At 68.2% G+C, this 11,936-nt stretch carries 10 protein-coding genes and 1 pseudogene; 5 read left to right on the top strand and 6 right to left on the bottom strand.

The window, feature by feature from the left end:
* Positions 1–78 precede the first annotated feature (78 nt).
* A pseudogene (locus tag IEW15_RS26365) lies at positions 79–186 on the top strand (SDR family oxidoreductase); the annotation flags it as partial.
* A 54-nt stretch (positions 187–240) separates the two neighbouring features.
* A complete protein-coding gene (locus IEW15_RS14060) occupies positions 241–633 on the top strand; it encodes a hypothetical protein (protein ID WP_229708107.1) in 393 nt (130 codons plus the stop codon).
* A gap of 6 nt (positions 634–639) precedes the next feature.
* Here IEW15_RS14060 and IEW15_RS14065 read toward each other — a convergent pair whose 3' ends face one another.
* Positions 640–1,692: an erythromycin esterase family protein gene (locus IEW15_RS14065; protein WP_188578970.1), complete on the bottom strand. Its 1,053-nt coding sequence runs from the start codon at positions 1,690–1,692 to the stop codon at positions 640–642.
* Between the two features lie 133 nt (positions 1,693–1,825).
* Between IEW15_RS14065 and IEW15_RS14070 the strand changes: the two genes are divergently transcribed.
* Positions 1,826–2,293, top strand: coding sequence for a YbhB/YbcL family Raf kinase inhibitor-like protein (locus tag IEW15_RS14070; RefSeq protein ID WP_188578972.1), 468 nt, complete (start codon positions 1,826–1,828; stop codon positions 2,291–2,293).
* 51 nt (positions 2,294–2,344) lie between these two features.
* Here IEW15_RS14070 and IEW15_RS14075 read toward each other — a convergent pair whose 3' ends face one another.
* From IEW15_RS14075 to IEW15_RS14085, 3 genes are all read right to left on the bottom strand, one after another.
* Positions 2,345–2,953, bottom strand: a complete 609-nt coding sequence (locus IEW15_RS14075; RefSeq protein ID WP_188578974.1) for a superoxide dismutase — start codon at positions 2,951–2,953, stop codon at positions 2,345–2,347.
* 134 nt (positions 2,954–3,087) lie between these two features.
* Positions 3,088–3,681, bottom strand: a complete 594-nt coding sequence (locus IEW15_RS14080) for a DUF1003 domain-containing protein (protein ID WP_188578976.1) — start codon at positions 3,679–3,681, stop codon at positions 3,088–3,090.
* Positions 3,682–3,848: 167 nt separating this feature from the next.
* Positions 3,849–5,294, bottom strand: coding sequence for a tryptophanase (locus tag IEW15_RS14085; protein WP_188578978.1), 1,446 nt, complete (start codon positions 5,292–5,294; stop codon positions 3,849–3,851).
* Between the two features lie 499 nt (positions 5,295–5,793).
* Between IEW15_RS14085 and IEW15_RS14090 the strand changes: the two genes are divergently transcribed.
* Positions 5,794–7,497 (top strand): sensor domain-containing diguanylate cyclase, encoded by a 1,704-nt coding sequence (locus IEW15_RS14090; protein ID WP_229708108.1) that lies wholly within the window; start codon positions 5,794–5,796, stop codon positions 7,495–7,497.
* Positions 7,498–7,562: 65 nt separating this feature from the next.
* Positions 7,563–8,450: an alpha/beta fold hydrolase gene (locus tag IEW15_RS14095; RefSeq protein WP_229708109.1), complete on the top strand. Its 888-nt coding sequence runs from the start codon at positions 7,563–7,565 to the stop codon at positions 8,448–8,450.
* Between the two features lie 25 nt (positions 8,451–8,475).
* Here IEW15_RS14095 and IEW15_RS14100 read toward each other — a convergent pair whose 3' ends face one another.
* Together IEW15_RS14100 and IEW15_RS14105 are read right to left on the bottom strand one after the other, a co-directional pair.
* Positions 8,476–9,894, bottom strand: coding sequence for a sigma-54-dependent transcriptional regulator (locus IEW15_RS14100; protein ID WP_306432620.1), 1,419 nt, complete (start codon positions 9,892–9,894; stop codon positions 8,476–8,478).
* Positions 9,891–11,795: a sensor histidine kinase gene (locus IEW15_RS14105; RefSeq protein WP_188578982.1), complete on the bottom strand. Its 1,905-nt coding sequence runs from the start codon at positions 11,793–11,795 to the stop codon at positions 9,891–9,893. Before IEW15_RS14105 ends, IEW15_RS14100 begins: the two co-directional genes overlap by 4 nt.
* Positions 11,796–11,936: the final 141 nt, after the last annotated feature.

Consider the following 11,936-nt stretch of genomic DNA (forward strand, 5'->3'; position numbering starts at 1 on the left):
CCGCGCGAGACCCCCGCCAAGCTCCCAAGCCGTCAGCAGACGGCGTCAAACCATGGGTAGCGGGCATTCGGCAACAGCCTCTATAGCGCCAGCAAATTCGGGCTGAAGGGCTTTTCGGAGTCGCTGCGCGCGGAACTGGCCGATCAGCCTGACATCCATATCTGCGATGTCTATCCGTCATTCATCGACACGCCGGGCCTGCGCCATGGCGCGAATTACACCGGCCGTCAGATCAAGCCGATGCCGCCGGTCCATGACCCGCGGCGGGTGGCGGCGGCGATCGTAGGTCTGGCGCGCCGGCCACGGCCGCAGGTGATCGTGGGGCCGGAGGTGCATCTGCTGCGCCTGGGCCACCTGCTTGGCCGAGACACCGGTGCGCGGATGGCGGCCCGGGTGATGGAGCGCTATTTCCGCAGGGCCGATCCGGCACCGGTCACCGATGGCAATCTGTTCAATCCGCCAGAAGATCCGGGCGGCATCGATGGCGGTTTCCGCAGCCGGCTGGGCCGTCCGTCGCTGGCCGCCGGCGGGATTGCGGTCGCGGGCGTGTGTGTCCTGGCTCTGGCAATGCTGGCGGCCCGGCCCGGCAACCGCCGCCAGCTCCGTGGCGGCCGGCGGCGCGTCCTGGCCTGACGCAGCCTAAAGCCCGAAGGGATAGGTGTCGGGCACGCCGGCCGGCGGCTCTGCCGGCAGCGGCGTCACCGCCCGGGTCTCTGCCAGCCACACCCAGGCATCGAATTGTTCGGGCAGAACCGCCTCGAAATAATGGCTGAGGCGTTCGGTCTCTGGGCGGTAGATCACGCCGATGGCGCGTTCCAGCAAAGGCGGGCTCAAGGCGTCGACCAGTTCAGCCCTGGTGCGGCCGCGCCAGTCGATCAGCGCCCGGTCCAGGCCGGTCACGGCGAACACATGTTCGTGGCTGTCGGGCCGTGCCGGGCGCACGGTCTTCACCTCCATGGGCTGGCCCCAATCGCGGGCGGCGGCGACCGTGCCGCGATCGGTGCCGAAGCCGACCAGCACCGCATCATCGCCAAAAGCGGTGCGGCACAATTCGCCGATGTTGAACTGGCCCTGCCAGCCCATTTCCGTCGCGGCGGCATTGCCGACATGCGAGTTATGCGCCCAGACCACGGCACGGGCACCGGGCTGGTCCAGCAGGGCCTGCAGGGTGTCGAACATGTGGCGGTCGCGCAGATTCCATCCAGCCGCGCCACCCTGATACATCAGGCGGTAATACCGCTCCGCCGCCCGGACGACGCGCGCATTCTGCACCGCATCGAGCAGGGCCTCGCCGTCCGGGCCGGTGATGCGGCGTGACAGCATGTCGGCCAACTGGGCCACGGCCTGTTCCTCGCAGGCCCGGCCGCCCAACTGCCGCACATCCAGGCCATAGGTTTCGGGCGTGTCCAGCCACGGGGTCAGACAGCCATATCGGTGGCGGGCGAGCCGGGCCGCCTCGGGATCCCTCTGGTCCAGATGGTCGAGGACCGCCTGGATCGCCTCGCCCAGCAGCACCACGCGGGCATCGCCCAGATGATCGAAGGCGGCGCCAAAGGTGCCGGTCTGGGTTGGCGGCGGCAATGTCGCCGCATGGTGGCGGATCAGACGGGCACGTTCGGCGGTGACGGCATTCGGTGCGGCAGGACCGCCGTGCATGTTTGCGGGGGGCGAGGTCATATGCGGCGTGGCCATGGCGGATCTCCTGGCGGATATCGCATCTGGCGATCAATCCGCGTCGCGCTCCGCTGTTCCGGTCGTTTGAGCCGGAACCTGCCGCGGCGGCCGCCAGTTGGTCTGCAGCTATCGACAGCGGAGACCGACGACCATGGCTTTCACGCTCACCAGCCCGGCATTCGCGGCGGGCGACAAGATCCCCCGGCGGCATATCCGCGATGGCTGCAACCTGTCACCGCCATTGGCCTGGACCGATCCGCCGGCCGGCACCCGCGGCTTCATGCTGGTGATGGAAGACCCCGACGCACCTAGTGGCACCTTCGTCCATTGGGTGCTGCACGGCATCGATGGCAGCCGCCGTGATCTGCCGGAAGGGGTCGGGCCAGATCAGCGCGATCTGGCCGCAGGTCAGGGCGTGAACGGCTTCGGCAATCTGCATTATGACGGGCCGCAGCCACCACGCGGCCATGGGCCCCATCACTATCACATCCGGCTGCTGGCGCTGGATGTGGACCGGCTGGACATCGCCGAACAGGCGACGCTCGATGAGATCCGGGTGGCGGCGCGTCCGCATGCACTGGGTACGGCCGAGTTGATCGGCGTGTACGAGCTGTGCTGACGGCGCCGCCCACGGCCGTTCAGGCCGTGTTCAGTTCAGCCCCGGGGTCGCTCAGGCCGCGAGCAGTTCCGCCTCGGCGAAGTCGTAATTGGCCAGGGTGTCGAGGAAGTTGGTGACGTAATCCGGCCGCCGGTTGCGGAAGTCGAGATAATAGCTGTGTTCCCAGACATCCAGCCCCAGCAGCACCCGGCCATCCTCGGCGCTGAGCGGGTTGGCGGCATTCGGGCTCTTCGACACGCCTAGGCGACCATCGGGCTTCAGCATCAGCCAGGCCCAGCCCGAGCCGAACTGGCTGACCGCCGCCTGCTTGAAGGTCTCTTTGAACCCGTCGATGCTGCCGAAATCCTCGACCAGCCGCGCGCCCAGACGATCTGGGATCACTCCGCCTGCGGGCGACAGGCTCTGCCAGAAGATGATGTGGTTCCAGTGCTGGCCGGCATTGTTGAACACCGGCGCCATGTCGGCACGGTCCCGGGCCAGAAGGATGATCTCTTCCAGCGCCTTGCCCTGAAGGCTCGGATCCTTGGCGACGAAGCCGTTCAGCGCGGTGATATAGGCCTGATGATGCTTGCCGTGATGCAGTTCCAGGGTTTCCTGGCTCATCCCACGGGCCGCAAGCGCTGTGGTGCTGTAGGGCAGGGAGGGCAATTCGAACGTCATGGGATCCGGTCCTTGCTGGTCGCATCGATTAAGAATGCGACTCATTATTAATAACAAAAACCAGTGTCCGGCCGGCGCCGACATATGTCAAGCGATGGCTTGTGATATCTGGGCGGGGGTCAGCCCGCGGCCGGTCAGCCGGGGGCCGGTCCGTCGGGGGCAGGACCGCTGCCGTCGAGGCGGCGCTGCAACAGGTCGAGGATCTGGGCCTGCTGGTGGGCGAGGGCCTCAAGGTGTTCGATGCGCAGGGCGTCGATCTTCTCGTGCAGGCGCATGATCTCAAGCTCGGCCTTCAGATTGACCTCATAATCATGGGCGGCGGCGATGCGATCCTTCGCCGATTGACGGTTCTGGCTCATCATGATGATCGGCGCCTGGATCGCGGCCAGCGTTGACAGCACCAGATTCAGGAAGATGAACGGATAGGGGTCGAAGGTCGCCCGCCAATGGTCGAGCAGGCCGCTGTTGAGCAGCATCCAGCCGAACAGCACCAGCATGAAGCCGAAGATGAAGCCCCATGAGCCGCCGACCGCCGCCACCCGGTCGGCCAGCCGGCCCCAGAAGCCGGTCTGTTCGTCGGCGATGTCGGCAACGTCGCGGCTCATCGGCTGGCGCTCGACGATGCCCTCCAGAACCCGGCGTTCCTGCTGGTCGAGCATGTCGGCGGTCTTGCCGAGGAATTTGCGGGCCATGTCGCCCGCATTGGGGCGCGTCTGCGGGTGTTTCATCCGGGCTGCCTTCTTCCGCGGCTCATGGGGCGCGCGCGTGTGTGTGTGTATAGCGCCCGCCGCCAGCGTAAAACCAGCGGCGGTGCAGCCCAAGACGAAACAGCAGGCAGGGCGGGTCAGGTCGATCGACGGGTCAGGGCGATCGACGGGGCTGGCCGATCAACGGGTCAGGCCGACCGGCGCAGCGGCTCCGCCTGATCGGGGCGCAGCCGGGCGGTGAAGTGGCGCAGCACCCGTGGTTCATGAACGAAGCTCAATCCGGTCAGGCTGTCGGCGCGGGCTTTCACCCGGATCAGGGCGTCGGCCACATAGTCCATATGGTCGTTGGTATACACCCGGCGCGGGATGGTCAGGCGCAGCAGTTCCAGCCGCGACGGCTTCTGCATGCCGGTTGCCGGGTCGCGACCCAGCAGCAGTGAGCCGATCTCGACCCCGCGCACGCCCGCCTCGACATAGAGCGCATTGGCCAGCGCCTGGGCCGGGAAACGGTCGGCGGGGATATGCGGCAGCAGGCGGGCGGCATCAACGAACACCGCATGCCCGCCGGTGGGCGCCTGGATCGGCACACCGCCGGTCAGCAGCCGCGCGCCCAGATGGGCGACCTGGGCGATGCGATAATCGAGAAACGCCTCGTCGATCGCCTCGTACAGCCCCACCGCCAGGGCATCCATGTCGCGGCCCGACATGCCGCCATAGGTGATGAAGCCTTCCATCGGCACGCACAGGGCCTGCACGGCCTGAAAGATGTCCAGGTCGCGGCGCACGGCGCACAGCCCGCCCATATTGACCATCGGATCCTTCTTGGCCGACATGGTCAGCACGTCGCCCTCGGCATAGATCGCGGCCACGATCTCGCGGATCGACCGATCGCGCCAGGCCGGGTCGCGCTGCTTGATGAACCAGGCATTCTCGGCGAAGCGGGCGCTGTCGATCACCACCGGAATGTCGTGGGCGCGGGCCATGGCCGCGGCGGCACGGATGTTGTCCATGGCCACCGGCTGGCCGCCGGCGCTGTTGCAGGTGATGGTGATGATCAGGCCGGCGACATTGCCGGGGCCCGCCGCCTCGATCTCGGCGGCAAGCCGGACGAGGTCGAAATTGCCCTTCCAGTCATGCGGCCGGGCGGTGTCATAGGCATCGGGCGTCAGCACGTCGACCGCGCGGCCGCCGGCGATCTCGACATGGGCGGCGGTGGTGTCGAAATGATGGTTCGACAGGAAGACCGGCCTGATATCGGCGGCCCCCGCCGCCGGCCGGCCGGCGCGGTCGCGGACCCGCGCCACCAGCACCGGAAACAGGATCTGCTCGGCGCCGCGCCCCTGATGGGTGGGCACGACATGGGGGTAGCCGAACAGATCGGCGACGGCGTCCTGCAGGCGATAGAAGCTGCGGCTTCCGGCATAGGCCTCGTCGCCGGTCATCATCGCCGCCCACTGGGCGTCGCTCATCGCACCGGTGCCGCTGTCGGTCAGCAGGTCGATATAGACATCTTCGGCGCGCAGCAGGAACAGGTTGTGGCCGGCAGCCTCAAGGGCCGCGATCCGGTCTTCGCGCGTGGTCTGGCGGATGCGCTCCACCATCTTGATGCGGAACGGCTCAGGAATACGGGTCATGTCATGGAAATCCTGTTGGCGCCGGCAGATTGCCCGCGCGCAAGGCCCCCGTGGCGTGTCGGCCGGGGGCGATACTCTGAAGAGACGGCAGACGGAATGGGTCAGTCGCGGCGCGGAAAATCGAACGCCAGAATGCGGTCCTGATTATACCAGGCCTTGCACAGATTGGTGCAGCCCACGCGCGCACGGCGACCTCGCGCCAGCATGCTGCCGGCGGCGTCGGGTCTCGCGCCATGATGTCGATCTGCGACCGCCGGCTGGGCGTTCATCGCCGACACTCTCTTCTGAAGAATCAGTCACCTGATATCAAGGTGGCGCCGAATGGTCGTGCCTGTCAAGGCCGTCCTGTTCATGGTATCAGTCATGATCCGGGCTGCGGGCAGGGGCGGGACCATCCATGACCAGGGCTGCACCTCCAGACAAGCATGCGGTCGATGAGCATGCACGATCGGATATGACGGCTCCCCGCATAAGCCTGCGCCTTCATCTCCTGATCTCGATGACGGCGCTCACCCTGGGGACGGTGGTGGTGCTGGCCCTGGTGGTCGATGCACTGGCCGGGCGGCGGGCGAGGCTCGATATCGGGCGTGACCTGCGGGAAGTCGCCTTCCAGATGAGCGACAAGCTGGACCGGTCGATGTTCGAGCGCTGGCGTGACATCCGGATCATGGCGCAGCGCCCGCTTCTGCGCCGGCCCGAGACGGCGGCCCAGCGCGAGGCGCTGATGGCGTTGCAGAACACCTATCCCGATTACGCCTGGATCGGCATCACCGACCCGCAGGGGCGGGTGACCGCCGCGACCGGCCGGTTGCTGGAGGGCCAGGACGTGTCGGCACGGCCCTGGTTCGTGGGCGCGATGTCCGGGCCGTTCGTCGGCGATGTTCACAAGGCCCTGTTGCTGGAACGGCTTCTGGACAATCCCGATCCGGGGGCGCCGCTGCGTTTCGTGGACGTGGCGATGCCGGTCCAGGATGAGGCTGGCCGCCTGCTGGGTGTGGTGGGGGCGCATCTGTCGTGGCGATGGGCCGATGACATCCGCCGATCGCTGATCGCGCCCGGCGAGGCGCATACCGAGACCGAGATCATGGTATTGGGACCGGATGGCACGGTGCTGCTGGGACCGGAATCGCTGGAGGCAAGCAAGCCGGCTCTTGCCGGCCTCGCACGTGCCGGCACCATGGCGTCCGGCGTGGAGACCTGGCCGGATGACGGCCGTGACTATCTGACCGCCTATCACGCCGGGCAGGGGTTTCGCGACTATCCGGGCTTGGGCTGGATCGTGGTGGTGCGCCAGCCCCTGGACGTGGCCCTGGCCCCGGTCGCCGATCTGCGGCGGCTGATCCTGACCGGAGCGGTGACGATCGCTGCCATCGCCTGCGGCGTCGCATTGTGGCTGGCGGGGTGGATCGCGCGGCCGCTGAACCGCCTGAACCTGGCCGCACAGAGGGCAGGCGAGAGCAGCGCCCCCGGCGATGTGCCGGCGGATGGCAGTTATCGCGAGGTTCGAGATCTGGCGCTTGCCCTGCGCCGCATGATCCGTGCGCTGACCGAGAAGCGCGTGGCCTTGGAGGCGGCGAATGCCGGGCTGGAAGCGCGGGTGGCGGAACGCACGGCCGCGTTGACTGCGGAAATCGAGGAACGCCGGCGGATCGAGCGGGATCGGGAAGACCTGATCCACCGCCTGAAACAGATGGCCGAGACCGATTTCCTCACCGGGGTGATGAACCGGCGGTCGTTCTTCGACGTGGCCAGCCGCGACCTGACCATTGCCCTGCACCATGGCAGCCCGCTTGCCGTGGTGATGCTGGATCTGGACCACTTCAAGCAGATCAACGACCGGTATGGACATGGCGTCGGCGACGAGGTGTTGCGGTCGGTCGCCGAGCGATGCCGGTCGGCGATCCGTGGCGGCGATCTGGTGGCGCGGATGGGTGGCGAGGAGTTCGTGATCCTGCTGCATCACGCGGCCGCTGATGCGGCCGCGGCCCTGGCGGAGCGCCTGCGCGTGGCCTTGGCTGGAACCCCGGTGGCGTTGAGCGATGGGCGCGCGATCCCGATCACCGCCAGCCTGGGCGTTGCCGTGGCCGGACCCGATGATACCACGATCGACGAGTTGATGACCCGTGCCGATGCGGCGCTGTATCGTGCGAAGGCGGCGGGACGCAACCGCGTGGCGGCCGCCGCTGTCGGCGGGAGTGCATGACCTGTCGCGCATGGTGCGGTAGAACGGTTGGCAGCCAGATCTGATTCAGCAGGAAGAGGCCCCCGATGTCGAAAACTCACGCCATGCCCGCCCATGCCACACTGACCCTGGCCGCACCCGACGGCCATGACATCCTGATCCAGCGCTGGCACGACGATACCCGTGCGCCGCGCGGCATCGTCCAGATCGCCCATGGCATGGGCGAGCATGCCGGACGCTATGCCCGGCTGGCAGCGCATCTGGTGGCGGAGGGGCATGTCGTCTATGCCTCGGAACATCGCGGCCATGGGCCGGCGGCGGCGGCGGCCGGCACGCTGGGCGATTTCGGACCGCGTGGCTTCGCGGCGCTGGTCGACGATCTGGCGGTGGTCAGCCGGCATCTGCGGGTGCTGCATCCGGGCCTGAAGCTGGTGCTGGTCGGCCACAGCATGGGCTCGTTCGCGGCCCAGTCCTATCTGGTGGACCATGGCGATCTGGCCGATGGTGTGGCGCTGTCGGGCACCACGGCGGTCGAGATGCTCGGCAGCGCCGCCATGTCGGGCAGCTTCCGGCTGGAAGACCTGAATGAAGGTCTGCCGGATGTGCGCACGCCCTTTGACTGGTTGAGCCGCGACCCGGCCGAGGTCGATGCCTATATCGCCGATCCGCTCTGCGGCTTCACCGTCACCGAGGCGTCGTTCGGATCGATCTTCACGGTCTGCGGCCCGCTCGCCGATCCGGCGGTGGGCGCGCGTCTGCGCAAGGACATGCCGTTGCTGCTGTTCACCGGCAGCCACGATCCAGTGAACAACAATCTCGCCTGGTTCGGGCCGCTGGTCGACCGCTATCGCCAGGCCGGCCTGACCGACGTGTCCAGCCATGTCTTCGGCGGCGCCCGTCACGAGACGCTGAACGAAACCAACCGCGACGAGGTGATGGCGGTTCTGGCGGCCTGGATCGCGCGGGTGGTCTGATACCGGCTGGTCTGAGACCAGTTGGTCAAGGCTGGCCGCGCCGGGTTTCCCGATAGTCGTTCGGGTCGATGGCGTGGCGTTGCAGCTTGTCGTAGAAGGTCTTGCGCGGCAGGCCCAGCCGCGCGACCGCGGCCTTGACCTCGCCGTGATCGGCGGCAAGGGCCGCCCGGATCGCCGCCGCCTCGAACCGGTCGACCCGGCGCGGCAGCGGCAGAGACGGGTCGTCGGCCAGGCTGGCATCGACCGCGCTGCCGGCCATGGCCGACAGGCCGGATGCGTGGTCGGGCGGACCGTCGGTCAGGCCCAGCGCCGCCCGTTCGGCGAAATGGGCCAGTTCGCGGACATTGCCCGGCCAGTCATGGACCCACAGATGGTGGCGGACGGCATCGGTCATCGGTGGCGGCGGCCGGTTGAAGCGGCTGGCGGCGCGGGCCAGGAAATGAACATAGAGCAGCGGGATATCGGCGCGGCGCTCGCGCAGTGGCGGGATGCGGATCGTCACCACGTTCAGGCGGTAATACAGGTCGTCGCGGAAATCGCCGGCCGCCGCCGCCTGAAGCAGATCGACCTTGGTTGCACCGATTACCCGGAGGTCGACCGCGCGGATCTCGTTGGTGCCGAGCGGTTCCACTGTGCGGGTTTCCAGCACCCGCAGCAGCTTGACCTGCAGCGCCTTCGGCATGCTTTCGATCTCGTCCAGGAACAGCGTGCCGCCATCGGCATGCTCGATCCGGCCGATCCGGCGGCGCTGGGCACCGGTGAAGGCGCCCGGCTCGTGGCCGAACAACTCGCTTTCGATCACGCTTTCAGGCAGTGCGCCGCAGTTCAGCGCCACCATCCGCCGGTCGCGGCGGTGGCTGCCGGCATGCAGTGCCTGGGCCACCACCTCCTTGCCCGACCCGGTCTCGCCCAGCACCAGCACATCGATATCGGCGGCGGCCACCTCGCGCACCATCCGCCGCAACTGGTCCATCGCCGGGGTGCGGCCGATCAGCGGCAGGCCGTCCTCGGCATCGAGCGCCGCCCGCAGGCGCCGGTTCTCGATCACCAGCCGCCGCATCGCCACGGCTCGGCGCACCGTCTCGACCAGCCGGTCGGATGGATAGGGCTTGGGCAGAAAGTCATGGGCGCCGTCGCGCATCGCCTCCACCGCCATGGCGATGTCGCCATGCCCGGTGACCAGGATCACCGGCAGGTCGGGGTCGAGCGCCCGCAGCCTGCGGAACAGCGCCAATCCGTCGGTGCCGGGCATGCGCACATCGGTGACCACCACGCCGGGGAAATCGGCATGCACCGCGTCGAGCGCCGCGGCGGCGCTGTCGCAGGCGATGACCGCGAAGCCGGCCAGTTCCAGGCTCTGGACATTGGCCAGCCGGATATCGGCCTCGTCGTCGACGAAGATCACCGGTCCGGTGGTGGGGGGCATGGTGTCGCGACCGGTCATGATACCTCCGGCAGGTCGAGGATGAACTGCGCGCCGCCCCGGCCGGGCGAACCGTCATCGGTGGCGGGTGGTCCGGCTGTCAGCGTGCCGCCCATCTCGCGCACCAGATCGGCGGAAATCACCAGGCCCAGCCCCAGCCCGTCGGGCTTGGTGGTGCGGAACGGCAGGAACAGGCCGGCGCGGATCTCAAGGGGCAGCCCCGGCCCGTTATCGGCGACGGCCAGAGCGATCCGGCCTTTGGCACGCCGCAGGCTGATGGAGATCCGCGGCTCCGGACCATCGGCCACGGCATCCAGCGCATTGCCGATCAGGTTGACCAGCACCTGTTCCAGACGCACGCGATCGGCCATCACGCGCGCATCGGCCGCATCGACCGGCATGTCGAGATCCAATGCCACGGCATGTGCACGCAGCCGGTGGCCCAGCAGCAGCAGGGCGCCGTCGACGGCCTCGGTCACCGCAACTGGCGTGGGGGTGGGGGCGGATTTGCGGGCGAAGCCGCGCAACTGGCCGGTGATCGCGCCGATCCTGTCGGTCAGGCCGGCGATGCGGACCAGATTGTCGCGGGCGGCCTGCGGGCGATCGCGGTCCAGAAAGGCAGCGGCATTGTCGGCAAAGGCCCGGATCGCCGCGACCGGCTGGTTGATCTCGTGCGCGACACTGGCGGCGATCTGGCCCAGCACCGCCAGCCGGCTCGCCTGAACCAGATCATCCTGCATCTGGCGGGCGGCGGCCTCGGCCAGACGGCGTTCTTCCATCTCGGCTTCCAGTGTTGCATTGGTGCTGGCCAGATCGGCCGTGCGGTCGCGCACCGCCGCCTCCAGTTGCGCACGGGCGTCATCGGCGGCAGCCACCCGGGCGCGGAGCTGCTGGCGGCGATAGAGCAGGGCGGCGGTGGCTGCGGCCAGAAGGGTCACAAGGGTCGTGACAATGGTCCGGGCATTGGCGGCAGCCCGGTTCAGCGGCTGGTCGGCGGGGCTCAGCAGGTGCAGGGTCCAGCCGATATCCGGCATCGCCGACCGGATATGGAGCAGGCGTGATCCGGCGGCCATCGGCGTCGTCAGGTGAACCAGCGGCTTGCCCATGCCGGTGTCGAGTGCCAGCGGCAGCGGGTCGAGCGGCGCATCGCCATATTGCAGGCTGGCGCGGATGGCGCTCCGGGTTTCCTGCGGCAGCGGTGTCAGGCTGCGGAACCGCCAGGCATCGATGCCGGTCACCAGCACCACGCCGCGCGCATCGGTGGCGAAGATCCGGTCGGGTGCCGCGCGCCACAGCTGTTCGATCCGGTCGAACTCGATCTTGACCACCATCACCCCCAGCCGGCGCCCGTCGGCGGCCTGGATGCGGCGGGCCAGATACATGCCGGGCCTGTGGCTGACGGTGCCCATGGCGAAATGCTCCGCGGCGCCTTCGGCCATGGCGACGGCGTAATAGGGCCGAAATCCATAGTCATTGCCGATGAAGCTGGCCGGTCCCTGCCAGTTGCTGGCGGCGATGGTCATGCCATCGCTATCGATCAGATAGATCACGGCGGCGCGGGTGGCGGTGCTCAACGCCTCAAGCTTGCGGTTCAGGGCCATGACCGCCGTGGCGTCGGCCGGCGCGCGCAGCACCGCCAGGGCGTCGGGGTCGGTTGCCAGCACCACCGGCAATGCGCGCTGCTTGTCGATCTCGGCGGCGAGCGCCTCGACATGCAGGGCAATCGCGGTCTGCCCCGCCACCGTCAGGTCGGTGGTCGCCTGATCGCGGGCGATCTGGCCGGCCTGCCAGACCAGCAGGCCGCCGGCACCGAGCCAGATCAGCAGAAACAGCAGCCAGCCGCGCCCGCGCCGCGCCGGCCGCGGGCGGTGCGGCGGGGCAGGGGGGCTGGCGGTTTCGGTCCGGGCGGTGGAACTGGTCATGGCTTGTAGTGTGGCTGCAATTCAGTCCATGCGCAAATCCGCACAGCGTGCGGATATTCGCCATATCAGGCGGAGTTCCGGCTGGATTTCCACACAAATTGCCGGCAGTCAAGCGGGGCATGCCGGATATTCCTGATTGGA

Origin of the sequence: Tistrella bauzanensis, assembly GCF_014636235.1 — a bacterium.
GTDB lineage: Bacteria > Pseudomonadota > Alphaproteobacteria > Tistrellales > Tistrellaceae > Tistrella > Tistrella bauzanensis.